The organism is Photorhabdus heterorhabditis, from assembly GCF_018448905.1.
GTDB classification, from domain to species: domain Bacteria; phylum Pseudomonadota; class Gammaproteobacteria; order Enterobacterales; family Enterobacteriaceae; genus Photorhabdus; species Photorhabdus heterorhabditis.
Genome location: NZ_RCWA01000052.1, coordinates 1 through 26,513 on the forward strand (window position 1 = coordinate 1; position 26,513 = coordinate 26,513).

At 44.9% G+C, this 26,513-nt stretch carries 22 protein-coding genes and 1 pseudogene; 14 read left to right on the forward strand and 9 right to left on the reverse strand.

Going from position 1 to position 26,513, the window contains the following annotated elements; genetic code table 11:
• Positions 1-372: 372 nt before the first annotated feature.
• Positions 373-750 (reverse strand): hypothetical protein, encoded by a 378-nt coding sequence (locus EAE89_RS20585; RefSeq protein ID WP_054478030.1) that lies wholly within the window; start codon positions 748-750, stop codon positions 373-375.
• A gap of 285 nt (positions 751-1,035) precedes the next feature.
• Between EAE89_RS20585 and EAE89_RS20590 the strand changes: the two genes are divergently transcribed.
• The 9 genes from EAE89_RS20590 (at position 1,036) to EAE89_RS20630 (ending at position 14,716) form a co-directional block, all read left to right on the forward strand.
• Positions 1,036-4,287, forward strand: a complete 3,252-nt coding sequence (locus tag EAE89_RS20590; RefSeq protein ID WP_054478032.1) for a DEAD/DEAH box helicase — start codon at positions 1,036-1,038, stop codon at positions 4,285-4,287.
• 443 nt (positions 4,288-4,730) lie between these two features.
• On the forward strand, positions 4,731-5,252 hold the full coding sequence (gene fecI / locus EAE89_RS20595; RefSeq protein WP_054478044.1) for a ferric citrate uptake sigma factor FecI: 522 nt from the start codon (positions 4,731-4,733) through the stop codon (positions 5,250-5,252).
• A gap of 1 nt (position 5,253) precedes the next feature.
• Positions 5,254-6,204 (forward strand): ferric citrate uptake sigma factor regulator FecR, encoded by a 951-nt coding sequence (gene fecR / locus EAE89_RS20600; RefSeq protein ID WP_054478102.1) that lies wholly within the window; start codon positions 5,254-5,256, stop codon positions 6,202-6,204.
• Between the two features lie 100 nt (positions 6,205-6,304).
• The gene (fecA, locus tag EAE89_RS20605; RefSeq protein ID WP_214086512.1) at positions 6,305-8,665 is read left to right on the forward strand and encodes a TonB-dependent Fe(3+) dicitrate receptor FecA; all 2,361 of its coding nucleotides are present in this window, start codon (positions 6,305-6,307) and stop codon (positions 8,663-8,665) included.
• 60 nt (positions 8,666-8,725) lie between these two features.
• The gene (locus EAE89_RS20610; RefSeq protein ID WP_054478048.1) at positions 8,726-9,634 is read left to right on the forward strand and encodes a Fe(3+) dicitrate ABC transporter substrate-binding protein FecB; all 909 of its coding nucleotides are present in this window, start codon (positions 8,726-8,728) and stop codon (positions 9,632-9,634) included.
• A complete protein-coding gene (gene fecC / locus EAE89_RS20615; RefSeq protein WP_214086513.1) occupies positions 9,631-10,629 on the forward strand; it encodes an iron-dicitrate ABC transporter permease FecC in 999 nt (332 codons plus the stop codon). The genes EAE89_RS20610 and fecC overlap by 4 nt, the downstream gene beginning before the upstream one ends.
• Positions 10,626-11,582: a Fe(3+) dicitrate ABC transporter permease subunit FecD gene (fecD, locus tag EAE89_RS20620; RefSeq protein WP_172909126.1), complete on the forward strand. Its 957-nt coding sequence runs from the start codon at positions 10,626-10,628 to the stop codon at positions 11,580-11,582. The genes fecC and fecD overlap by 4 nt, the downstream gene beginning before the upstream one ends.
• Positions 11,583-12,350, forward strand: coding sequence for a Fe(3+) dicitrate ABC transporter ATP-binding protein FecE (fecE, locus tag EAE89_RS20625; protein ID WP_054478055.1), 768 nt, complete (start codon positions 11,583-11,585; stop codon positions 12,348-12,350). It begins immediately after the preceding gene.
• Positions 12,351-12,700: 350 nt separating this feature from the next.
• Positions 12,701-14,716: an LTA synthase family protein gene (locus EAE89_RS20630; protein WP_214086514.1), complete on the forward strand. Its 2,016-nt coding sequence runs from the start codon at positions 12,701-12,703 to the stop codon at positions 14,714-14,716.
• A 66-nt stretch (positions 14,717-14,782) separates the two neighbouring features.
• Here EAE89_RS20630 and malG read toward each other — a convergent pair whose 3' ends face one another.
• From malG to malE, 3 genes are all read right to left on the reverse strand, one after another.
• On the reverse strand, positions 14,783-15,673 hold the full coding sequence (gene malG, locus EAE89_RS20635) for a maltose ABC transporter permease MalG (protein ID WP_172909123.1): 891 nt from the start codon (positions 15,671-15,673) through the stop codon (positions 14,783-14,785).
• Between the two features lie 12 nt (positions 15,674-15,685).
• Complete coding sequence (malF, locus tag EAE89_RS20640; protein WP_214086515.1) at positions 15,686-17,242, reverse strand: maltose ABC transporter permease MalF; 1,557 nt, start codon at positions 17,240-17,242, stop codon at positions 15,686-15,688.
• Positions 17,243-17,375: 133 nt separating this feature from the next.
• Positions 17,376-18,575: a maltose/maltodextrin ABC transporter substrate-binding protein MalE gene (malE, locus tag EAE89_RS20645; RefSeq protein WP_149616811.1), complete on the reverse strand. Its 1,200-nt coding sequence runs from the start codon at positions 18,573-18,575 to the stop codon at positions 17,376-17,378.
• A gap of 383 nt (positions 18,576-18,958) precedes the next feature.
• On the opposite strand from malE, the gene malK reads away from it, so the two are divergent.
• The 5 genes from malK (at position 18,959) to EAE89_RS20670 (ending at position 24,027) form a co-directional block, all read left to right on the forward strand.
• Complete coding sequence (gene malK / locus EAE89_RS20650; protein ID WP_054478063.1) at positions 18,959-20,068, forward strand: maltose/maltodextrin ABC transporter ATP-binding protein MalK; 1,110 nt, start codon at positions 18,959-18,961, stop codon at positions 20,066-20,068.
• Between the two features lie 37 nt (positions 20,069-20,105).
• The gene (locus EAE89_RS20655; RefSeq protein WP_054478064.1) at positions 20,106-21,392 is read left to right on the forward strand and encodes a maltoporin; all 1,287 of its coding nucleotides are present in this window, start codon (positions 20,106-20,108) and stop codon (positions 21,390-21,392) included.
• A 123-nt stretch (positions 21,393-21,515) separates the two neighbouring features.
• On the forward strand, positions 21,516-22,430 hold the full coding sequence (malM, locus tag EAE89_RS20660; protein ID WP_054478065.1) for a maltose operon protein MalM: 915 nt from the start codon (positions 21,516-21,518) through the stop codon (positions 22,428-22,430).
• Between the two features lie 150 nt (positions 22,431-22,580).
• Complete coding sequence (gene abiEi / locus EAE89_RS20665) at positions 22,581-23,114, forward strand: type IV toxin-antitoxin system AbiEi family antitoxin (RefSeq protein WP_054478103.1); 534 nt, start codon at positions 22,581-22,583, stop codon at positions 23,112-23,114.
• Positions 23,107-24,027, forward strand: a complete 921-nt coding sequence (locus tag EAE89_RS20670) for a nucleotidyl transferase AbiEii/AbiGii toxin family protein (RefSeq protein ID WP_054478066.1) — start codon at positions 23,107-23,109, stop codon at positions 24,025-24,027. Before abiEi ends, EAE89_RS20670 begins: the two co-directional genes overlap by 8 nt.
• 33 nt (positions 24,028-24,060) lie before the next feature.
• Here EAE89_RS20670 and EAE89_RS20675 read toward each other — a convergent pair whose 3' ends face one another.
• The 5 genes and pseudogenes from EAE89_RS20675 to EAE89_RS20695 all read right to left on the reverse strand — a co-directional run.
• On the reverse strand, positions 24,061-24,264 hold the full coding sequence (locus tag EAE89_RS20675) for a hypothetical protein (RefSeq protein WP_054478067.1): 204 nt from the start codon (positions 24,262-24,264) through the stop codon (positions 24,061-24,063).
• 78 nt (positions 24,265-24,342) lie between these two features.
• The gene (gene waaB, locus EAE89_RS20680) at positions 24,343-25,416 is read right to left on the reverse strand and encodes a lipopolysaccharide 1,6-galactosyltransferase (RefSeq protein WP_214086516.1); all 1,074 of its coding nucleotides are present in this window, start codon (positions 25,414-25,416) and stop codon (positions 24,343-24,345) included.
• A gap of 13 nt (positions 25,417-25,429) precedes the next feature.
• Positions 25,430-26,206 (reverse strand): PIG-L family deacetylase, encoded by a 777-nt coding sequence (locus EAE89_RS20685; protein ID WP_054478070.1) that lies wholly within the window; start codon positions 26,204-26,206, stop codon positions 25,430-25,432.
• 1 nt (position 26,207) lies between these two features.
• Positions 26,208-26,372 (reverse strand): hypothetical protein, encoded by a 165-nt coding sequence (locus tag EAE89_RS20690; RefSeq protein ID WP_214086517.1) that lies wholly within the window; start codon positions 26,370-26,372, stop codon positions 26,208-26,210.
• A gap of 25 nt (positions 26,373-26,397) precedes the next feature.
• Positions 26,398-26,513: pseudogene (locus EAE89_RS20695) on the reverse strand (IS630 family transposase); the annotation flags it as partial.

The following is a 26,513-nucleotide window of genomic DNA, read 5'->3' on the forward strand; positions in this document are numbered from 1 at the left end:
ATCGGGTATCTTTCTGTTTCGGTCAGTTGTATATAGGTCATTGTGCATTTTCCTGTGGCGGGAAAGATGCCTACTATAGCAACTGACCGCCCTTCTGAAAAATTGCACTTATTAGTCGAATCCGCCTACCAAACAAATTTGTTTGGTATAAAATAATAGAAAAAACACAAAATATTTATTTGAGACAATAATAAAATCGATAAATTATAGCCACCATTTTCTATCTTTAAAACAAGATATAAAAAATAAGATAAAAAAACCCAACCAATACAGAAAATATACCCTAACTGTCCCGTATTCCCTCACTCTACGCACACATTAATTGTAGAGTCGCATTAGTGAGAGTAATTCAGACATTTGAGGAATCCTTTTTTAATCAATACATCCTTCTTTTTTTGAATATCTTTTCAAACTCTTACATAACCAGCTAACGGTTTTATTGTGTATATCATAATCTCCGTCAACATAATATAGTGTGTAAGTGTATTCTACAGAATTTACTTGGTTGCTATTAACATAACCTATTATTGTTACTTCAAAAACATCAGGCGACTCTTCATTTGACCTCAACCATTTTTGTTTAATTTCAAAATCACTTGAAATATCAGTAAATCTTTCACCCAAATCAGAAATAACCACACCCGTAGGATATAATCTACCATTTGGCTCTAAATCCCTGTTTAAATCTTTTTGATCACAGGCTGAAGACAATAAAGAAAACAATAAAACAAAGAAAAAATTACTCTTCATTTTCTCTCCTATTCATTTCATCTTTTAAAGACTTTTTCCGAAGTAATAATATTAACAATAATTACATAAAACACAAATAAATTTATCGTAGGTTGGTACCGCAATATCAGCATTCCTGGTTATGTTACCCTTTGAGCAAATTTCACCAATATACTACTGAGCCGATCTATACAACACCTTACAATTTAGTGATTTGTCTTCAAAATCTTCCGATTGAACATGATTCATTAGAGAGGTTAATATAATTTAAAAGCATAAATCATTAGGACAGGACATCTCCGCTCAATGGATTATAAAAATCAGAGTAGTACCTTACACAGTAGTAGTACCTTACACAGCAATAGTAGCCAGGCTCTCCGGGTGCTGGATTACTGGCACAAAATCGAATTCTTTGAATCCACAGATATAAAGGAACTAGAAGAGGAAGCCGAAGGAGTCATTAAGTTAACGCCAGAAGAGCTACAGGACCCCACTTGCCTGCCATGGATTAACCCTCAGCAAATAAGGCGCGCAGGGAAAAATTTCTCTCCTGCGAAAAAATATCATTACACGCTGTACTTCGGCATCTTCGATCGCAGTGAAATCTTTGAGCGCGCCAAATGTGCGTTTCCAGATATCATCGATGACAAAGAAGAACAAAATCAGGACGAAGGCCGGACATGCTCTATTACATTATATGTCGATCAGGATGGATATGCTGACAAAGACAGTTTTGCATTCTCCACTGTAACCTGGGCTATAGGACAACTGGAAAAAAACGGACTCGACAACATTACGCTAAGCGAATATGAAAAAGATACGGAGAAATTGCGCCAGCGTTTTCTCGACGTCATGGCAGTAGCTGATAACCTGAAACAACAATATGAGCTACCTCCCAAATTGACGACTTATGAGATTATCGAATTTCTTAAATCGATGGCAGAGTGGACAGACTTTAGCCCTGAGATCTCAACTCCGGCCCTGTACATCAAGCTCACTCAGGCGAAAAGAAAAAACCGTACAAAGCATATTGAGCTGGACATCAATTCATTACCTCATCTATCAACCTTACTAAAGAAGATAGCGAAAACAGATATCGATAAATTAAAAACTGAAAGTTCAACTCCTTCAATAAAAGAAACCAAGGAAATAACGATTCTCAACAGTTTTTATATCCGTGATATAGAACGAATCATGGAATGTATAAAACGGGACGGATTCACGTTTAATGCTCCTTTAGAACGTTATCTGTCTGACACAGGAAAAAGAAAACCGGATTTACTGAAACCTGATGGTAAGCCTTTACTCTTGGAAATGTTGCGGTTAAATAAACTCCCCTTAGGTCGTTGGCCCACCGAAACCGCCCATTCCATGAGCTTGATGCAACAATTTGCCATCAACACTATTGAGGAAGAACTGGCGCAAAGTGGCCTCTATTCTGTCAACGGTCCGCCGGGAACAGGAAAAACAACTATGCTTCGTGACCTTATTGCCAGCAATCTGGTGAAACGGGCAGAAGTACTGGCAGCTCTTAATAGTGCTGCGGATGCTTTCAGCCATGAAATTACGGTTACATCGGGTGACAAACAACGCACCGTTAAATGCTTGTCACCGTCGCTCACTGGCTTTGAAATGATTGTTGTTTCTAGCAATAACGCAGCCGTTGAGAATATTTCTCAGGAATTACCCCAGATAAAAAGTCTGGGAAAATCCTGGCAGGATATCAGTTACCTTAAACCTGTCGCGCAAAAACTGGCGGCCTTTCATGAGCTGCCTGACGGGCAGGATAAATATAAGATCACTCCTTTAACTGAAAAAACAGAGTGCTGGGGACTGATTGCTGCTGCGCTGGGTAAACAAAAAAACCGGGAGATATTTGGTACCCGGACGATCTTCCAGACAACGGAAAAGTGCATTGCCCCGCCGCCTGCCGACCAATACCGTACACTGGCCGCTGCCATTAAACAGTTAGCAAATAGCTCTGATGCTACCGCCTCGTTTACTCAGGCGCAGAACGCGTTTCAACAAGCTCAAAAGGATCTTGAGATACTTCTCAATGAACTAAAAAAACTGGAGGGCCTGCCCATATTAGAAGAAAACTGCCGAGTTCAGCAACAGAAAGCAGAACGTGAACGGTTTCGTATCCTTTGCCTGAATACGCGCCTGGCAAAACTTCATCAAAGAAAAATCAATTGGTGGGACCTGCGCATCAGGCATAGGTGCCGTTTACGGGCCATCATTACGGGTTTGACGATACGCCGTAATAAAACGGAAGCACAATATCAAAAAGATCAATATACATGGGAACACTTACAGGCCGAGCTGGAAAGCGAACAACAAACCTGCATGATCCTTAAAGAGAAATATGCCAGTGTACTTTTTACCGGACAAGATACTGATCTGGAAGCTCCTGCCATTCAACGCACTGCTTTTGGTCAATGCCCAGCGTTGAATGAAGCCAGAAACCGCCTTACTGTAAAAGCCCTTGAATTACATCAGGCATGGCTTGCCGCCGCTTACAAAGAGTGCCACCTCTCAGATTCCTTACTCGTTATCATGAATGTGATTAACGGCAGCATAGCAGACAAACAGGCCGCCAAAGCCTTGTGGCAATTGCTGTTTATGATCGTCCCGGTAGTATCCTCAACGTTTGCCTCTGTGGCTCGTCAGTTCAGCGCACTAGATGACGGGGATATTGGCTGGCTGTTCATTGATGAAGCAGGCCAGGCAACTCCTCAGCAAGCTGTTGGAGCGCTATGGCGAGCAAAACGAGCTATAGTCGTAGGTGATCCATTACAGATTGAACCGGTATTTACCATTCCACCCGCTTTTGTTGAAGGTATTGCCAAGCGCGAACTCGGTGAACAATGGAAATTATGGTCTCCGACCATAACGTCAGTACAGAACCTAGCAGACAGAGTAAATCCTTACGGCACAGAGCAGATCGCTAAAAATACATGGTTGGGAAGCCCGTTACGCGTCCACCGCCGCTGTGATGAACCTATGTTCAGTATTGCTAATGAGATCGCCTACAACAACAAAATGCTGCACGGTCTGGATAATCCATGGAGTGATGAGACGTTTTTCTGGGGTCCAAGTTGTTGGTTTGATGTACGGGGCTGCACTGAAGGCAAACATTTTGTTCCCGAGCAAGCCCAACATGTCCTGACCATGCTACAAGCCTATATTGATCATTATCAAAAGCTGCCGGATGCTTACATCATTTCCCCCTTTAAACACGTAAAGAAGGAACTAAACAGCTTTCTAAAAGAAAAGTTATCCCCCATCAATGGACGAAATAAATGGCTAGATGAGCGAATCGGCACCGTCCATACCTTTCAGGGTAAAGAGGAAAAAAATGTCATCTTCGTACTCGGACTGTCTACTGAAAAGCGCGGTGCAACTAAATGGGCATCCTCTAAACCTAACCTACTGAATGTCGCCGTCACCCGTGCGCAGAAAAGAGTCTATATCGTCGGCAGCAAAGAAATCTGGTCTGGCTGCAAATATTTCTCGGTTGCCAATGAATTGCTACAACAAACAACGCAGATTAATTGATTAGTTAATTAAGGAAACAGAAGCTTTGAAGAGCCGGCGTCAAAGCTAATTGTGTACAAAAAGGTGGTGTACTGCATGATGTACACCACCAGAATACCGATTATGACAGCAAACCTGTAATGATTCTCTTCTACACATTTATCAATTCTAGGGACCTTACATACTGAGAATACTGGCCTGACGTGGAATGGCAAACAAATCTGGACTGAGAGAAGAATACAACTGGAATCGGCGATCAAATTAGGTGTAATACGCATAGATACCAAAGTCTGACAAATACAGTGTTTATACTCCAACATCTTGAGAAACAGAGAATAAGTCTCACGACTACCCGAATCGACGTCACATTAACACCAAATAAAAAACTTCAAGAAAGATTGTAATGATAACCATTCTCACATTAATATGATGCCGTGATTATTTACTTTTGATATTATGAAACTATGTCTAACTACATTGCTGTTTCTGCGGAGCTGACGATTGAATCGTTTTACGGCGCACATCATGGCTGGCTGCAAAACTGGCTCACGCGCAAACTGCAATCGTCCTTTGACGCCGACGATGTAGCACAGGATACCTTCCTGCGTGTGATAACCAGCGACTCGCTACAGACAATTCGCGACCCAAAATCTTTCCTCTGCACTATCGCCAAAAGGGTGATGATCGATCTGTTTCGCCGTAACGCGCTGGAAAAAGCCTATCTGGAACTGCTCGCGCAACAGTCCGAGGCGCTAATGCCCTCGCCGGAAATTCGTCAGTGTCAGCTTGAGACGCTCCAGCAAATCGACCAGATGATCGATGGCCTGAGCAGCAAAACGCGTCAAGCATTTTTACTGTCTCAGCTCGAAAATCTGACCTACAGCGACATTGCTGCACGCCTCAATGTGTCCGTCAGTTCCGTGAAAAAATACATGGCCAAAGCCACTGAGCACTGTCTGCTGTTTCGCCTGGAGCATGAACTCTGATATGAACACCACGTTGACCCATTCTCGTCGTCAGGCTTTAAAATCGGCATCACATTGGTATGCAGTACTGAGCAGCGATCAAGTAAGTCCGCTACAAACTGAAAAATGGCAACGCTGGTACGAACAGCATCAAGATAATCAGTGGGCGTGGCAACAGGTAGAAAATCTGCGTAACCAGATGCTAGTGGTGCCGGGCAATATGGCAAGCCGCGCACTTCAAGAAACACACCTGTCACGTCGCAGGGCGATGAAAGGCATATTGTTGCTACTAGGGGTTAGCGGTAGCTGGCAACTGTGGTGTTCAGAAGCAGGAGAGGGTCTGCGGGCCGATTACCGTACTGCGAAAGGAGATATTCAGCATCATCGACTGAGAGATGGCACACTGCTGACACTCAATACCGACAGTGCAGTAGATGTTCGTTTTGACCCTCTGCAACGTCTGGTTCATCTCTGGTATGGTGAAATTGCTGTCACCACCGGGCACGATATCGAAGCAAGGCTGTTACGTGTACAAACTCGCCATGCACAACTGACCGCACTGGGTACCAAATTTACGGTTTGTCAGGAAAGCAACACCACGTTACTCAGCGTGCAGCAACATGCCGTAGAGGTGAGACTAACCGGTGCTGACCGTAAGCATATTGTGCGTCAAGGTGAAAGCCTAAAATTCAGCGCCACCGATTTTGGCAAACTGACAACAGCAATCACCGCAGATAACGCATGGACGCAGGGGATGCTAAGCTTCAGTGATAAACCACTGAGTGAAGTGATAATGACCCTCGCCCGCTATCGTAACGGCGTATTGCGCTGCGACCCAACTGTCGCCTCACTACGGTTAAGCGGCACTTTCCCGATAAAAAATACCGATACGGTATTAACTGTCATAGAAAAAACGCTTCCTGTTAAGATTCAATACATTACCCGTTATTGGGTGAATGTTCTACCCGCTTAAAAAGCGTTAACGTAAAAAATAATCATTTTCAATTGTCCCTTTTTACCTCCTCATTCGACTTAGTAAGTAGATACAGCAACAAAATGATTATGGAGACGTTATGATGCCTTTACGTGCACGGCCACTGCGCGCGCTTCACAAAGCAACACCGCTGGTAATGGCGATTCGTTTGAGCCTGTTACCAGTGGCTTGCCTAACCTCAGGGATCACGTATGCTGCGGTGGAACCCGCTAGCGCACACTATGACATTAATGCAGGCGAACTAGATAAAGTTCTCAATCAGTATTCCACCCGCGCAGGTATCACTCTTTCGGTAGATGCCAGTTTAACGCGTGGTAAACAAAGTAATGGCCTACACGGCAATTACTCCATCACCAATGGGCTGAACACCTTGTTGGTCGGTACTGATTTGCAGGTGAAAACGTTGGGTGATAACACGTTCACGCTCGAATCTGCCCCTGTTCCACAGAAAGACTTGCTGACCGTGGTAGGCGATTGGTTAGGCAGTGCGCGTGAAACTGACGTGTTTGAACATGCAGGTGCACGTGATGTCATCCGCCGTGAAGATTTTGCTAAAACAGGCGCAACAACAATGCGTGAAGTGCTGAACCGTATGCCGGGCGTCAGCGCACCAGAAAACAACGGTACCGGTAGCCACGACCTGGCACTGAACTTCGGCATTCGTGGCCTGAACCCACGTCTTGCCAGCCGCTCTACAGTTCTGATGGATGGCGTTCCTGTACCCTTCGCACCTTACGGCCAGCCACAGCTGTCGTTGGCTCCAGTATCTCTCGGCAATATGGACGCCGTAGACGTGGTACGCGGCGGTGGCGCTGTGCGCTACGGACCACAAAGCGTGGGTGGGGTGGTGAATTTCGTGACCCGCGCTATCCCACAGGATTTTGGTATTGATGCAAGTGTGGAAGGCCAACTTAGCCCCACATCTTCACAAAATAATCCGAAAGAAACCCATAATTTGATGATTGGCGGTACAGCAGATAACGGTTTCGGCACGGCACTTCTCTACTCCGGCACTCGCGGCAGTGACTGGCGTGAGCACAGCACCACGCACATTGACGATGTGATGCTCAAAAGCCGCTATGCCCCCAATGAAGTGCATACCTTCAACAGCTTACTGCAATATTACGATGGCAGAGCTGATATGCCCGGTGGCCTTTCACGCGCTGATTACGATGCCAACCGCTGGCAATCCACTCGCCCATATGATCGCTTCTGGGGCCGCCGTCAGCTCGCCAGCCTCAGCTATCAGTATCAGCCCGACCAACAGCACAAATTCAATATTCAAAGCTTATATACCCATACCTTGCGCAGCGGTTATCTTGAACAGGGCAAGCGCATTACCCTTTCCCCACGCGAATACTGGGTACGCAGCATTGAGCCGCGCTATAGCCAGCTCTTCAATTTAGGTCCTTCAGCCCATGAGGTTGGGATTGGCTACCGTTACGTGAATGAAGCCAGTCACGAAATGCGTTATTACACCGCCACTAGCAGCGGCGAATTACCCAGCACGTCGAGTCCTTATGATCGTAATACCCGCTCCAGCACCGAGGCACATGCCTGGTACATCGACGACCGCATTGATATCGGCAATTGGACCATTACGCCAGGGATACGATTCGAACATATCAAATCCATCCAAAACAACAACCTGAAAGGTACCCGCCAGGAAGTAAGCTACAATGCGCCGCTGCCTGCACTCAATGTTCTTTATCACGTTACTGGCAGCTGGAATCTTTATGCCAATACGGAAGGCTCGTTCGGTACCGTACAGTACAGCCAAATTGGCAAGGCGGTGAAAAGTGGCAATGTAGAACCGGAAAAAGCGCGAACCTGGGAAGTCGGAACCCGCTACGACGACGGCGCTCTGACTGCGGAAATGGGACTGTTCCTGATTAACTTCAACAATCAGTACGATTCCAACCAGACTAACGATACTGTTACGGCACGTGGAAAAACCCGACACACCGGGCTGGAAACTCAGGCTCGTTACGATCTTTCCGAGCTTACGCCCAAACTGGAGAACGTTTCGGTTTACGCCAACTACACGTATGTGAACGCGGAAATTCGTGAACAAGGCAATACCTACGGGAATCAAGTGCCGTTCTCACCGAAACATAAAGGTACATTTGGTATGGATTACAAACCTGGCAACTGGACCTTCAACCTCAACAGCGAATTCCAGTCTAGCCAGTTTGCTGATAACGCTAATACCATAAAAGAAAGCGCCAATGGTAGCAACGGTCGCATTCCTGGCTTTATGTTGTGGGATGCGCGCATGGCATATGACTTCGGCCCACAGGTGGCTAACCTGACTCTGGCCTTTGGGGTGAAAAACATTTTCGACCACGAGTATTACACCCGTTCCTATGACGATAACAATAAAGGCATCTACGCCGGGCAACCGCGCACGCTCTATATGCAGGGTTCACTGAAGTTCTGACGCTACGTTAATCCTTTCGCCGGGCCATTGCCCGGCTTTGCTATTTCTGGAGTTTAAGTTATGTCTGCCCTGATTCGAGTTATGTTTATCGCTTTGCTTTTCTTCACCAACTTGACACGCGTCTTTGCAGTTACGGTACAGGATGAACAAGGCAGTTTTACCCTCAATACCGTTCCTCAGCGCGTGGTCGTACTGGAACTGTCGTTTGTTGATGCGCTGGCCGCCATCAATATCAGCCCGGTGGGTATTGCCGATGACAACGATCCACAGCGCATCCTCGCAGATGTTCGCCAACGTATTAAACCTTGGCAATCAACAGGCACTCGCGCTCAGCCAAGCCTTGAAATCATCAGCGCACTGAAGCCTGATCTCATCATTGCAGACAGCCAACGCCACGCGGGGATTTATCGGGCACTCAAGGGTATCGCCCCGGTGCTGCTGCTGAAGTCCCGCAACGAAACCTATGAAGAAAACCTGCAATCAGCCGCAATCATCGGCAAAGTGATGGGGAAAGATAGCGAGATGCAGAAACGACTGACAGAACATCATGAACGCATGAAAGGCTATGCCAGTCAGTTGCCACAAGGTGTCAGTGTGGCTTTTGGCACCTCGCGCGAACAGCAATTTAACCTGCACTCCAGCGATACCTATACCGGCAGCGTCTTAACCGCATTAGGGTTGAAAGTTCCCACTCCAGTTAACCACGCGGCAATGGTTTCTCTCAGCCTTGAACAATTGCTGGCACTCAATCCTGACTGGCTTATCGTGGCCCACTATCGCCAGGAAAGCATCGTGAAACGCTGGCAACAAGATACGCTGTGGCAGATGATGACAGCACAGCACAAACATCAGATAGCAGCGGTAGATAGTAACACTTGGGCACGTATGCGCGGGATATTTGCCGCTGAACGCATTGGCAGTGATGCGGTAAAAATCTTCCATCATCAGCCGGTTAATGAAACACCATGAGACGCCGCCATCATCCGGTCTGGCTTTGGGGATTGCCGCTGGTTGCACTGTTTAGTGCATTTTGGCTAAGCCTGTTTTGCTATTCCGCTATTCCCATTCCCGCTATCAGTGCACTCAAGGCGCTGGTACCCGGTCATACACCGACGCTGCCGGAAGCGCTGGTTATTAATCTGCGGCTACCACGCAGTCTGGTTACCATTTTGCTCGGCGCAGCTCTGGCACTGGCCGGTGCATTACTCCAAACGCTCACCCATAATCCTCTAGCCTCACCCTCCTTATTGGGAATTAACAGTGGTGCAGCGCTGACAATAGCGCTGGTCAGCGCTTTCAGTCCGACACAGCTGGCCGGATATTCCATTTCCCTAGTGGCAGCCTGCGGCGGTGGAATCAGTTGGATGATGGTGATGGCCGCAAGTAGCAACTGGCAACAAAAACACGATCGTAACCGTCTGATTCTGGCGGGCATTGCCTTATCTGCCTTATGTATGGCACTGACACGTATTACGCTACTGCTTGCCGAAGATCATGCTTACGGCATTTTCTACTGGCTGGCGGGTGGAGTCTCCCATGTCCGTTGGCCTGAATTCTGGCAACTATTTCCTTTCGTGGCGGTCACTGCGCCTGTGGTTTTGTTGTTGGCGAAATCGCTTAACCTGCTCAACGCTGGCGATATTAGTGCCCATACGCTTGGCGTGAACCTGACGCACCTGCGTATCTTCGTCAATCTGGCAGTACTGATTCTGGTAGGGGCCTGTGTCAGCGTTGCAGGTCCGATCGTATTTATTGGCCTGCTAATACCACATCTGGCGCGGTTCTGGGTTGGCTACGATTTGCGCCGCACACTACCAATGTGTATGTTGCTGGGAGCGGTATTTATGTTACTTGCGGATTTACTGGCCCGTGCACTGGCTTGGCCCGGAGAACTCCCAGCAGGTGCAGTGCTGGCTCTGATTGGTGCTCCTTGCTTTGTCTGGTTGGCAAGGAGGCGAACATGAATCGTCAAGTTATCTCACTTTTGATGATATTGCTGGTGATTACACTGGTATTGGCGCTACGCATGGGTGCACAACCGCTTCCCTGGGAAGCACTAATAAACGGCTGGCAACCCAGTAACAAACACCACTTTGTGCTAACGCAGTACCGCCTACCGCGTATTTTACTGGCCATCACTGTAGGCGCTGCGCTGGCACTTTCCGGCGTTCTGGTTCAAGGTATTGTTCGTAACCCACTGGCCTCACCCGATGTACTGGGAGTAAATCATGCAGCAAGCCTGGCATCCGTAAGCACGCTGATCCTTTTCCCTTCTCTGCCAGTGCAGTGGCTTCCGCTACTCGCTTTTGGTGGTGGAATGGCCGCACTAATCCTACTACGGGCGATTGCCGGACCTTCTTCGCCGCTGCGCCTTGCATTAGTTGGCGTGGCACTTTCAGCTACCTGGACAAGCATCACCGACTACCTGATGCTCTCACGTCCACAGGATATCAACAACGCGCTTCTGTGGCTGACAGGCAGTCTGTGGGGACGCGACTGGCAGTTTGTAGCTATAGCTCTACCGGTATTGATGATACTGATGCCACTCAGCTTACGCTTTTGTCGCGATTTAGATTTACTGGCACTCGGTGATGACAGCGCCAGCACACTAGGCGTTTCGCTCCTACACGTACAATCCTGGGGACTAATGCTGGCAGTAGCACTTGCCGCAACAGGCGTCGCCGTTTGCGGGCCGATTGGCTTTATCAGCCTCGTGGTACCCCATCTCGCTCGCAGGCTTGTGGGAGGGCGGCATCGATGGCTGATACCAACATCCATGCTTACGGGGGCGCTGGTTCTACTGCTAGCCGATTTGCTGGCAAGAACCATAGATCCACCGATGGAGCTACCCGCAGGCGTACTGACCGCCATCATTGGCACCCCTTATTTTTTCTGGCTTTTAGTAAGGATGCGCTAAATGCAACTGACTACAGAAAAGTTATCCGCAGGCTACGGTGAGAAATGCATTCTGAATGACCTGTCGCTTACCCTTCCAACTGGGAAAATCACAGCGCTACTCGGCCCCAACGGTTGTGGAAAATCGACATTACTGAAATGTTTTTCAAGGCTATTAACACCATTATCTGGAAAGTTAACCATAAATAATGAACCTTTGGCACACTTCTCCTCACGCAAACTCGCCAGACATCTGGCGCTTTTGCCGCAACACCCTCTCACACCTGAAGGGATCGCTGTCCGTGAACTGGTTGCATACGGACGCAGCCCCTGGCTTACGTTCTGGGGGCGTTTAGCTCATCAGGATCGTCACCTTGTACAACAAGCAATGGAAAAAACGCAGATTAGCCATCTTGCCGATAAACGCATTACTGACCTTTCTGGCGGGCAACGCCAACGTGCTTTTCTGGCAATGGTTTTGGCCCAAGATACGCCAGTGGTGCTACTCGACGAACCCACTACGTACCTGGACATCAACCATCAGGTGGAATTGATGAAGCTGCTACGTGAACTGAACAGCGAAGGAAAAACCGTCGTGACGGTACTGCATGACCTCAATCAGGCCAGCCGGTACTGTGACCACCTGGTGCTACTTTCACAAGGGCAGGTTATCGCTCATGGCTCCCCCGAAGAAGTTATGACACCAGAATTATTACAGCGGGTATTCAGCATTAAAGCGGAAATTCATCCCGAGCCAGTTTCAGGTAAACCAATGTGTGTGGTGTGTTAAGAGGAAATCTGATGTAACGTGTGGGTTCTCTTTTCCGGTACAGCTTAACTTCACCAGCTTCCAACCATAGGATGGAAGGTGCTGTTCCCATTGACATCCTCCAAAGGACGGGGTTTTACAGCGCATCGGATAAAATAACATATTAGAATAGATTTAATTATCTGGGGGCGGCAGATTTGAGACTTACTCTGATGGAATGGAACGAAATAGATAAAATCGGTAGTCATATTAGATAATATCAGTTTGTATAAAAAACAAGCTTAACGTGGAATATTTTCCGTTTTCCAAGCAGCCCCTTTTATCAACAAAATATCAAATTATTCTTACCAATCTATTATTAAGAAGGCACTATGTGGTTTTGCAGATTTAAACAGGCTTTTATCGCGCTTTTACTGCCCTGGTTGTTAACTGTAACAACACAAATGGCAGGAAGAATCTACCTTCTCTTCACTTATGGCAGTCATCAATTCCTTGCAGATTCCTTTCTGGATGTAGAAAGAATGTTCTGGATTGGCGGGTTGTTTGATATCCGTATTGCCAGTCTGCTGTTCGTTCCCTGTCTGCTAATTGCCAGTTTATTGGCGATTAATAAAAGTAGCTTCAGCATATGGCAGCGTTTTTGGCCATGGCTAGCAACCGTATTAAATACATTGGTTGGGGCTTTAACTGTAGGCAATGTTTATTACTATGCCACTTATGAACGGTCGATCGATATTTTTGTTTTCGGTTTGGTAGAAGATGATACGACAGCCGTACTACATACCTTGTGGAATGACTACCCTATCATCCGTGGCTTGCTTTGCTTAGCTCTGTTCGCAGTTATCGTTTTCTGGCTCTGTTTCCTCTGGCAACGCTGCCTTATCCAACGCATAGAGCGCAAAACCAATCTGCCAACTTCTGTTATAGCGACGCTGGCTATTCTAGCTATCTGCTTCGTTGGGATGCGCGGCTCCATAGGTACCTTCCCATTACGTCAATCCAATACACAGGTTTCAGAAGTTAAAATGCTTAACATGCTGACACCTAATGGCCCGATGGCTCTAAACTGGGCCTTTAATGATCATTACAAAAACAGCTATTTCCCAGCAGCAACCGATGAACAAGGTGATAGATTATTAAACCAGTTTCTGGATAAACCAACTCCCGCCAGTCTGTCACCGTTTATGGCTAAAACCACCCATAACCCCACGGCTCAAAAAAATCCGCCTCACGTAATATTTAACGTCATGGAGAGTATGGGTTATCACCTGCAAAGCCTCGATCGTCCAGATCTTGATGTTTTTGGTACCCTGCGCCAACACTGGCAAAATGATTGGCGTTTTGAACGTTTCGTTTCCGAAGGAGATGGCACCATTGACAGTTTAAGCCGTTTCTTTATCCGCAGCCCGAACAGTGCAATTAGTCAGTCCGCAGCCCAAAATATCGACTTCACCAGTAATATGTTTAAGCCCTATCTGGCAAACGGTTATAAAATCATTTTCGTTACATCAGGTAACGGCGCATGGCGTAATTTGAATCAGTTCCTGCCAAATCTAGGCGTCAGTGAATTTATGGATCAGAATGGACTGAAAAAACGCTACCCAGAAGCCAAATTCGATACCTGGGGTATACCTGATGAGTTTATGTTCCGTTATATTGAAGAGCGTTTAACTCAGGCAGAAAAGAACCGGGAACATGTTCTGATTATGTCATTGTCTACGACCCATCACCCACCGTATAAGTCACCAGAAGGCTATAAGAAAACAGATATTACGCTGAACGATATAGAGAAGCAGCGCTTAAATCATCTAGCTAGTGGTGATGAGTTACAGGAGGTTTTCCATACTCTGCGTTATGCCAACGATCAATTAGGACAGTTTATCAGTTGGGTCAAATCTCAGTCACTTGCTACCCATACCATCATTGCCGCAACCGGTGACCATAATATACGAGGTATCGGCTATCCAAATGCTCATGAACTGGCAATCGGCCACGGTGTACCATTTTATCTCTACGTACCATCCGCTTATCGCCAGAATACGATTTTTGATGCGTCCAGAGTGGGCAGCCATAAAGATGTCTGGCCCACTCTCTATCATTTAAGCTTATCAAATACTGCTTATTATCGTACCGGCTGTAATTTGCTGGCTGAACATCTCGATCCTATCTGGTGTCAAGGATATAACCCAGAAGTCACGATTACACCACAAGGGGCCTATATCATGATTGGCAAAGGTGAGTTTCGGCCGTGGGCAAATCAAACGGGATTATTACTCGGTGAACCCCAGCCAATGACAGAAGACCAAACCAAGCAGTTCAAACGTTGGCAGGTATTTACCGATCTCCTGTCATGGCAATTGAATCGTCAAGTTCACCACCAGCAATAATTGATACTTCCGTGAATCCCTTTAATCGATTGAGATTAAAGGGATTCACCCTGATAAGTGTCACAATCAGCCTTTTACTCCCCCAGCGGTCAAACCACTGACTAACCAGCGCTGAGCAATCAAGAAAACGAGGGTAATCGGGAGTGCCGAGAGCACAGCGGCGGCGGCAAAATCTCCCCAAAGATAGTTCTGTGGGTTAAGGTATTGCTGCATCCCCACAGCCAAAGTGTAACTGTTCACATCTCTGAGAAGCAGCGAAGCAACAGGCACTTCCGTAATCACACCAATGAAGGAAAGAATGAACACTACAGCCAGAATCGGTACCGAAAGCGGTAGCAGCACCATACGGAAAGCTTGCCACGGTGTCGCGCCATCAAGTGCGGCAGCCTCTTCCAAGGAGCCATCGATGGTTTCGAAATAACCTTTAATCGTCCAGACATGCAACGCAATGCCGCCCAGGTAAGCAAAGATCACACCACCGTGGGTATTAAGGCCGATAAACGGTATATACTCCCCCAATCGGTCAAACAAGGCATATAACGCCACCAAGGAAAGTACAGCCGGGAACATCTGAAAAATTAACATGCCTTTCAGCAAAGTACTTTTACCGCGAAAACGCATACGGGCAAAGGCATAGGCACAGGTCGTTGATAAGGTAACGATACCTACCGCGGTAATAAAGGCCACCTTAACAGAGTTCCAGAGCCATAGCATAACCGGGAAAGGGGGCGGTGTAACACGGCCATCCGGTGATACCACACTGTAGCCAAGTGCCAATTTCCAATGTTCCCAAGAGATACTTTCCGGGATCAAACTGCCCGTAGCAAAGTTCCCCGGCCGCAGGGAGATAGTAATAACCATCAGCAACGGGAATAAGATCATGGCAATAAAGGTTAACATCAACAAATGTGTCGCTAACAAACGCCATTTCTGTGATTTGGGTTGAACCATTGCCATTTCATTCCCTCCTTAGTCAAATTTAATACGGGTGGCTTTCAGGTTAATAATCGCCAATGCACCAACCAGCAAAAAGATAACTGTAGCAATCGCCGCAGCCAAGCCAAAATCCTGACCACTACTACCGTCAAAAGCAATACGATAAGTGTAACTCACGAGTAAATCGGTATAGCCTGCTGGCGCCGTGGTGCCAATACGATCTGGCCCGCCAAGAGTTAGCAACTGAATCAGAACAAAGTTGTTGAAGTTAAAAGCAAAACTGGCAATCATCAGCGGCGTCAACGGTTTAATCAACAACGGAAAAGTAATCTTTAAAAAGTTCTGAAATGGATTTGCTCCATCTATCGCCGATGCCTCATAGAGATCGCCAGGTATTGCTTTCAATAACCCCATGCAGAGAATCATCATGTAGGGATATCCCAACCAAGTATTCACCACAATTAACATGGTTCGCGCCATCGTCGGATCGGCGAACCAGGCAGGCTTAATGCCGAATAGGCCACTAAGTAACAGATTGATCTCGCCAAAACTCTGGTTAAATAACCCCTTGAAGATCAAAATAGAAATAAACGATGGCACGGCATAAGGCAAAATCAACAGTATGCGATAAATAGCACGACCTTTCAGTGCTTCCCACTGCACAACACAAGCCAGAATCATGCCAATAGCAACCGTAAGCACGACAGTGAACAGAGAAAAGACAACTGTCCAAACAAAAATGGCAAGGAACGGCTTCTGAATCCCGTCATCCTGTATCACACGCAGGAAATTTTTCCAACCGATGGAAATAGTAAATCCTGGCGTTAAAGTTTCATTTCCCCATTTTCCCTTTGCATCAACAGACTGATAGAAACCCGTATCCATGTTGGGGCGATAAAGCGTACCTGTTTGATTGTCGGTAAGGGCCTCACCATCTTCCCCAAGGGAGTATTGAGAGTGTACACCAGAGAACTGACGTAACGAACTCATTCTAAGCTGATTACCATCTGGCAAAACAACCACTAGCCGGTTCAGTACCTGTCGATTCTGGGTGATAATGCGCAATGTCGCCGCTTCACTGTCCTGAATATTGTCCTGCTCATACACATGCAATGTAATCTCTTCCGTTGCTGACAACGCAAACGGCTCAGACACCAGTTGCTTAGTCTGGTCTGGCACGTTCAGTGCCAAAACCCACAGCTCTGATTTTGGATAGAGCTTAAAAGTAAATGTTTGCCCTGACTGATACTGACGGCTCATCAGGACAGATTGTGCACGTTCAAAAGTCAGTTGATTGGTACCACTGTAGTTGGTAAAGGCAATGGCAATAGTGCAAATAAGCGGAAATAGTATAAACAATCCTATTCCTGCTATACCCGGATAGGTATAGCGCCAGGCATAAGTATTGCGGTTGGAGAAAACGTAAATACCCGTTCCTAACAATACGAGTGTCAGGATTGCGAATAGATATTCTCCCTGTGAGTACATCAATACCACCAAATAACCGGTAAAGAGTATACACAAGCTCACTACAAACCATTTCAGAGCAGAATGCTGCCACCATGATGTTTTTTCGAGCGTCGCTGACATAATGCTCTTCCTTTTTACTACGACATAACAACTTTGCGGATAGCTTAATCAAGCTTCCTGCAAGCAGGCATCCTTACTGGTTGCAGGAAAGAGGGTGCCTTCAAAAAAAGAAGAGCACTCACAAGTTACCAAGTTACTTAGTTATACGGGCTTCCGCATCACTTAATGCGGCATCAACAGTCTGGCGTCCAGTTAATACATTCACAACGGCATTGCGCATGGCATACCAAAAACTGCTCATTTGTGAGATGTTCGGCATGATTTCACCATTTTTAGCATTTTCCATCGTGGCAGAAATGCGTGGGTCTTTAGCCAGAATATCGTGATAGGATTTCAGTGCCACAGCCCCTAACGGTTTATCCTTATTCACCATCTCCAGACCGTCGTTAGTAAGCAAATAATTTTCCAGGAACTCCTTCGCCAGCTCTTTATTCGGGCTAGCGGCGTTGATACCTGCCGTCAATACACCGACAAACGGTTTAGACGGTTGACCGTTGAAAGTCGGCAACAACGCGACACCATAATTTATCTTGCTCTTGTCGATGTTAGACCATGTCCACGGACCGTTAATGGTCATAGCCGTTTCACCTTTGTTAAATGCGGCTTCAGCAATAGAATAATCGGTATCTGCGTTCAGAGACTTATTCTTCACTAAATCTAACATGAAATTCAGCCCTGCTTTGGAACCCGCCTTATTAACCCCGACGTTCTTCACATTATATGAGCCGTTTTCCATCTTGAAAGCATATCCCCCATCAGCAGCAATAAGCGGCCAAGAGAAATATGGTTCTTGCAGATTAAACATAATGGCACTTTTGCCGTTGCTCTTGAGTTCCTTATCCAGAGCTGGGATCTCTTCCCAAGTTTTTGGTGGTGTCTTCACCAAGTCTTTATTGTAGATAAGAGAGAGGGCTTCAACCGCGATAGGATAACCAACCAATTTACCGTCGTGGCTCACAGCATCCCAAGTGAACGGGAATAGTTTATCTTTGAAGTTCTGATCCGGAGTGATTTCTGCCACCAAACCAGACTGTGCGTAACCACCAAAGCGATCATGTGCCCAGAAAATAATATCTGGACCATCACCGGTTGCTGCAACCTGCGAATATTTCTCTGCAAGCTTGTCTGGATGTTCAACAGTAACATTGACGCCCGTATCTTTTTCAAATTTCTCACCGACTTGCGCCAGACCATTGTAGCCTTTATCGCCATTGATCCAGATAACCAACTTACCTTCCTCTATTTTTGCAAAAGCAGAGGCAGACAACACGAGTGTGGCTAAGGCAGAAAGCGCCAGAGTATGAGCGCCTACTTTCAAGGTTCTTTTTGTCATCATTCCATCCTTTACTTTATAGTTTGAATAGGTTCAGGGTGAACTGTTTTGTTACATTAGCGGAGAGTGAGGGGTTAGTGTGCAGCCAACAATAGAAAGACTCATCCTCCCCCGTTCTACGCCCCGACGGAGATGGGTGTGATCTGTATTACAAAAACAGCAGAACCGTGTTGTTGACCACAAAAAGAGGCATCTTTTTTTGTAGTAAAGATCACACTTTATCCCGCAGCTCATACCTAACCACCTCAGCAACACTTATCTCATCCTCCTAACTCCTCCCCCATAAAAAACTTAGGTATGGAGGATTCACTCACCCGTTATCTTACACACACTCTGATCTATTGTTTTTCACCGCGGATTGCGGTGATAGCCCGGGGGAGCATATGTCGAGCGTCACATTACATAATGTATCAAAGGCTTATGGTGAAACTATTATTTCCAAGAACATCAACCTTGAGATACAGGAAGGAGAATTCGTCGTTTTTGTCGGCCCATCAGGATGTGGAAAATCAACAATATTAAGAATGATTGCGGGTCTGGAAGATGTGACTTCCGGTGATTTGTTGTTCAATAACACACGAATGAACGATGTTCCACCCGCCAAGCGTGGCGTTGGGATGGTTTTTCAGTCTTATGCACTGTATCCCCACCTGTCTGTTGCCGACAATATGTCGTTCGGTATGAAGCTGGCTGGCGCCAAAAAAAGTGATATTCAGCAACGCGTAAAGCAAATCGCAGAGATGTTGCAACTCGCTCATCTGCTTAATCGCCGTCCTAAAGCCTTATCCGGGGGGCAACGTCAACGTGTTGCTATTGGCCGTACTCTGGTTGCTGAGCCAAGTGTTTTTCTATTGGATGAACCTCTTTCCAACCTCGACGCTGCACTGCGTGTCCAAATGCGTATTGAAATCTCACGCCTGCACAAACGATTGCAACGCACGATGATTTATGTCACCCACGATCAGGTTGAAGCCATGACGCTGGCCGACAGAATCGTGGTACTGGATGGCGGAGATGTTGCCCAGATCGGCAAACCGCTTGAACTTTACCATTACCCGGTTAATCGCTTTGTTGCCAGCTTTATTGGTTCACCCAAAATGAATTTCCTGCCAGTCAAAGTCACGGCTACCGCTATTGATCAGGTGCAGATTACTTTGCCGAATCGCCAGCAAATCTGGCTGCCCGTAGAAAGCCGGGGGGTGAAAGTAGGCAGCAATGTCTCTCTGGGAATACGCCCTGAACACCTTCTGCCAAGTGATATCGCCGATGTCACGCTGGAAGGCATAGTACAAGTTGTCGAGCAGTTAGGGAATGAAACCCAAGTTCACATTGAAATCCCAGCCATTCATCAGAATCTGGTTTATCGCCAGACTGATGTTGTGCTCGTGAAAGAAGGATCGACCTTCACCATCGGATTGCCACCCCACCGCTGCCATTTATTCCGGGAAGACGGAACAGCATGTCAGCGTTTGCATAAAGAACCCGGTGTTTGAGCCTGAGCCAATTAAAAAAACGACAGGAGAATAATTGATGAAATCAATGCGTATCTTACCTATCTCACTAACGGTTATAGCTGGATTACTGTCCATTCAGGCATCAGCCGTAGAGTTCCATGGCTACGCCCGCTCTGGTATTGGTTGGAGCGGCAGCGGCGGAGAGCAACAGTGTTTCCAAAGCACCGGTGCACAGAGCAAATATCGTTTAGGTAATGAATGTGAGACCTATGCTGAACTTAAGCTAGGTCAAGAGCTGTGGAAAGACGGCGATAAGAGCTTCTACTTCGATACCAACGTCGCCTATTCCGTGGCGCAAAAAAATGATTGGGAATCTACCGATCCAGCCTTCCGTGAAGTCAATGTCCAAGCGAAGAACGTCATCGACTGGTTACCCGGCTCAACATTGTGGGCAGGTAAACGCTTTTACCAGCGCCACGATGTGCATATGATCGATTTCTACTATTGGGATATCTCTGGTCCGGGCGCGGGCCTGCAAGATATTGACCTCGGATTTAGCAAGCTCTCTCTAGCTGTTACCCGCAATACCGAATCTGGCGGTTCTCATGGCTGGATTGCTGGTCAGCGTGACGAAATCCCCACGTCCAATGATGTCTACGATATACGTCTATCTGGCTTAGAAGTTAACCCAGGCGGTAGTCTGGAACTTGGTTTTGACTATGGGCGCGCCAATGCACGAGACCACTACCAGCTTGACCGTAATGCTTCCAAAGATGGTTTCATGTTTACCGCCGAGCATACACAGAGCATGTTAGGAGGCTTTAACAAATTTGTCGTTCAGTACGCAACCGATTCTATGACCTCCTCCAACAGTGGTCATTCTGAAGGTGCCAGCGTAAACAATGACGGTTATATGTTACGTATTCTAAATCACGGGGCCATTAATCTCGCAGAAAAATGGGATCTGATGTATGTAACGATGTATCAGGATACTGACCGTGATAACAACAATGGCAACACATGGTATACGGTCGGGGTACGTCCGATGTACAAGTGGACGCAGACCATGAGTACTCTGCTAGACATTGGCTACGATAATGTAAAATCCCAGCGTACCAATGACACCAATGATCAATACAAAATCACATTAGCCCAGCAATGGCAGGCGGGTGATAGCATCTGGTCTCGTCCAGCTATCCGCCTATTCGTTACCTATGCAAAATGGGATGAAAAATGGGGTTATGCGGGCAAAAAAGACGGTTATATTCATGGCGTGGCCTATCGAGATACAGCAATGCACAAATTCAGTCGTGGTGATGATGATGAATTTACCTTTGGTGCACAATTCGAAGCTTGGTGGTAATACTGTTAAAACCCTTTAATTTCAAGTTATTAAAGTTATTTAGTCACTAATTAGCGCTTTGGACTGATACGCCTTTTGCCCATGGGTATCAGTCTCTTTTTTTCAACCGGAAAAAGGTAAAAAATGAAAACCAAACTGCTCTCATTTTGTCTGAGTGCTGTACTCTGTAGCATGTTTCCTCTGACAGGATATGCAATATCCGTTACAACAACTCAGGCAACGACGACCCAAGATATTGCTGCTCCTTCCCTATCAACAGTGGCATTACAAAAACTAAATTGGCAACCGATTAACACTAACAATACACAGACTATTATCCTCAATGCCAAATCGCAGCATCTTAATGAGGGAGAGATTCAGGGGCCGATAGCCGCATTCGCGCTGCCAGCAAACCGAGGCTCACTGGATATTACACTGAGCAGTTTGGTACAAGATAAACAAGTTTACGCACCCAATGTTTTAGTATTTGATCAAGGATTACGCCCCGCTGCATTTTATCCAAATAGTTATTTCCCGTATGAACGTCCTGGTGTCATGTCTACAGATCGGTTAGAAGGCACGTTAAAACTGACGCCCGCGTTAGGACAACAGCAAATTTATGTACTGGTCTATACCACGCGTACCGATTTGCAGAAATCCACACAAATGATTGATCCAGCTAAAGCTTACGCTCAAGGAGTCGGAAATGCCGTTCCCGCTATTCCCGATCCTATTGCCCGCCATACGCAAACAGGTACGTTGAAGCTGAAAGTAAGATCAGAACAAAACGCTGGCAACATTACGATTGGTCAGGTTTTCTCAGGTCCGGTACAAGAACCCGTTATTGTCGGGCCAACCCAAACCACCGTAACGCCGTCTACTCCGCAAAAAGTCAAACCGGTCCTGAGTGATACAGAACGTTATTTCAATGACGCAATTAAAAAGGAAATTAATAACGGCAATATTGATAAAGCACTCAAATTGCTGGATGAAGCGGAACGCCTTGGATCTTCAACGGCACGAGAAACGTTTATCAACAGTATCAAAAACAAAGGGTAAACAAATGCTCTCCGAAGAGGAGGGCATCAGGTTTAACTCCTTTTTACATACCCCCTCGGAAATGGGGTTTTTATGTACACAAATAATTGTCATGATGAATATCTATACACAAAACACCCTTTAAAGGGGTTTTACAATAGAGATAATAAAATGGATAGGCTCACAGCAATTAACAAATTAGATAAGTTCAGCAAAATGGGAAGAGCCATTTTCCTTTTACAGGATTTGGAAGTCATCTTTGCTGACGAGACTTCTCGGACATTGCAAAAATCTATTGATCGCCTCACCAAAGCCGGACTGTTACTTCGCATTACCAAAGGGGTTTATATCTATACGCGGGCCAGCATGGGAAGTTATCCCCTGGAGACTATCGCCAAAAATATCCGACGAGGCGAATATAATTACATCAGCCTGGAGTCAGCTTTATCTCAATATGGGTTCATCTCACAAATCCCAATCGACCGCCTGACAATCATGTCTACTGGCAGAGCTGGGGAGTTTAAAACATCGTGGGGAGTCATTGAAATCACCCACACCAGCAGAGAGCCTAGCGAAATTCTGAAGGCAACGTTAGAAAGCCGTGGCCCTCTACGTATCGCAAAAAAAGAGACTGCTCTGCGTGACCAAAAAAGAGTGGGGAGGAATATGCATTTAGTTCAACTGGAGGAACTCAACTATGTCTAGCCACGTTAACTTTAACGCCATTGTCGATGAAGTCATTGAACAGGACAGACTGGCAAACCTAAGGCCAGTTGTAGAAAAAGAACTGTTGCATTATGACATCCTGTTTTGTCTTTCTAAGGACAGTTTACTCAAGGAGATTACCTTTCAGGGTGATACATCGCTAAGGCTCTGCTACGGCTCTAACCGATTTAGCGAAGATCTGGATTTTGCTGGTGGACGTGGTTTCTGTTCGGCTGATTTGAGTAGAATCAAAGAATGTGTCGAGAAATACCTGGGTGTACGATATGGGCTTGAGGTCACGGTAAAGGAACCGAATGAACTACGAAACAAACCGGAGTATGCAGAAGTAAAAGTGGATAAATGGCAAATATCCGTCACTACTGCGCCTGAACGTAAAGACCTGCCAAAACAGCGCATAAAAATAGAAATCGCCAATATTCCTGCGTATACAAACACTCCCCGTTCATTGACGAGAAATTATTCGGTGTTACCCGACGGATATGCTGATGTCCTTGTGTCTGTCGAAACCCTGCCTGAAATCATGGCCGATAAGCTGATAGCATTCCCTGCCGCTACATCTCACATTCGATACCGCGATATGTGGGATTTATTATGGTTAAGTCAGCAAAATACAACACCAGACATAGAACTCATTAAAAGAAAAGTATCAGATTATCAGCTTGATAACTTTGAAGAATTGCTTCAAGCCAGAATCGACTCGATTGAAATTATTGTTGCTTCTGGTCACTTTCACAACGAGATGAGACGATTTATACCCGCACCTATATACGACAGAAGTGTAGGACAAGAAGCATTTTCCACCTATTTAACGACGAGCCTAAAGGAGTTGTTAACCACTGTGAAGAAAAGCCTGTATTCTTCAGGAGACAACTCCGTTCCATTCAAGTTATAACGATTACATGTATTTTATGGCTGCTCTGGCACCCTAGATTAAAATACCGCATTGCTGCCACTGAGCCGTTTGCAATGAATGCGACTTTAGGGTTCCTTCTATTTCCTTTGTTTGTTGAATCAGTATCAGCCAGTCTTCATAGAGTTGTTTCAAAACCCTGCGTGCGATAGCAGTTAATTCATTATTTACATCCTCAAGTGCTTCAGGCAGCAGAGCGTTGCGGAAAAACGATGCCATATTCTGCTGCCAATCCTCCGATTTGACTAGAGATAGATAGCAACGCGTTTTTGAACTAATCACTGTCGTACATTAGATCTAAGCTAATACAGATAAAGCTTTAGTGATTCTTAGCAGGAAATTATCTTCGTAAAGAAAGGCAATAGAATTTTTTATTGCTTGATGATCTCTTATTTTATATTCGTCAATAATGAGTTGTAATTTTTTAGACAACTCAGGAATACTACCGGATTGATAAAGCTGACCATTTAAATTATTAATAATATCGCTCGGACCACACTGACAATCTGAACTTATACAATAGATACCATAGGATATTGCTTCCGCTAATACCATGCCAAAACCTTCATATTTCGATGTTAAAATAACAGCTGATACTTCCTTTATGTTATCCATAACAAATTTCCATGGCTGCTCTTTCCAACCGTGCCAAATAATATTGTTATTGATATTAAGTTGTGAAGATAATTCTTTTAAATAATCTTCATCCTCACCAGAACCTATCATATGTAACTCCCAATGACCATGCAACTGTGAAAGAGCTAAAAATAGTTCAGTTAAATTTTTTGATTTATAGGCAAGAACTCTTCCAATATATAAGAATCTAGTTATGTGTTTTGGTTGAGGAATTATAAAGGAGTTCATTTTGATCGGGTTGAAAATAAGATGAAGTTTCTCTATTTTTATCCCAAAGGATAACATTTGATCTCTTAAACCAGAACTAATTACAAGGTGCTCGTCAGCACCGTATAAGTCTTTAATTTTCTGTAAGGTAGGATTCCTAATGGAGGTATGCAGCCAAGAATAAGTTCTTACCGGGAAATTAATTTTTTCACAAGAAAGCCGAGCAATATTGCAAGATGTGGTGTCTAAACTTATTATAATTTCTGGATGAAATCTTTCTAATATCAAAGACAATTCACATGTAATATCCTGACGAGATTCGTAACTGCTTGACTCTAAGGTGATATGCTTAGCATCAGATAACCAAGTACGACTTTCAATTCTATTTTTCTTATTTAGGGATATTAAAATAAAATTAATTCCAATGTTAGCCCGACCAATCAAATTCATTAAATTTGAACATGCTGTTTCTACACCACCATATCCATTCAGGAAAAGATCATGGTATATTATAAATATTTTTTTCATTGCAAATCCTTTATTAAATTAACCAAAAGCGTTCTTGAGCTTTGGTTTTGTTAATAGAGTGATGATATTTTTTCAATGAAATTAAAAGATTTGACTTATTATTAAATAGAGGCCCTAATTGAGATTCATAAAAGAGAATGTTTTGCATTTTTTCTTTTAAATTAATATCCACCAATATGGCATACTTATTAAATTTGTTATTTCTTAATAAAGCACTTTCCAAACTATCAGGATTAATAATAGGGTATTTTCCTAAAACATAGGGAAAATCTTCATAAAGTAATATTTTGAATTTACGAGAACCTTTTATATTATATACCAGATTATTTATTATGATGTGGTCTACATGTTGACCTATACCTAAAGGAGCATATATATAATCAGGTTGATAATTTAACAATGTTTTATTGATGAGATCTTGGGCCATATCAGATGCATTATCTGATTCATGTACCTGACCACTATAAATCATAGCAGAATCTTTATATATCAGTTCACCGCATTGATCGGTTCTATAAATACAATCTAAAATTTTACCATGTATTGGAATCGCTGATAATTTATTGCAAAAAGCCAGATCCTCATTAACTCGCTTTGAATAAGATTTCATAAATGAATTAATATTATCATTACGTACAGCGTGTGAGTCATGAGAAGTAAGATATTTATCATATTCAGTAAAAAACGTTAAAATAACCACCTTTTTATTTTCTGAAACTAATTTATGTATTAAACCGCCCGCGCTTAAGGCTGCATCATCTAAATGAGGTGATAGGAATAAATGTATCATATTAAATCCCCATGTAAAGGCTATTATATTTTATTTCCATGAGTACTATATAAATAGCTGCCAGATCAATGCGTATCCCATCCCTGTTTTTTATAAAATCTGAGTTGTTAATATTTGGTTTTTCTTCGAATTGAACTCTTTCATCATTGAAATAAAATTCTTTCATTATATCAAACCAGCTAAATAAGGTTTCATAATAGTGCTACACCCATTCTTTGTCTTCCTGGTTTTTGCTGTGATGAAAACGATGCCAAAAAGGCATCAACATAATTAATCAACTGCCACATAAATTGACAGCTATGATTTC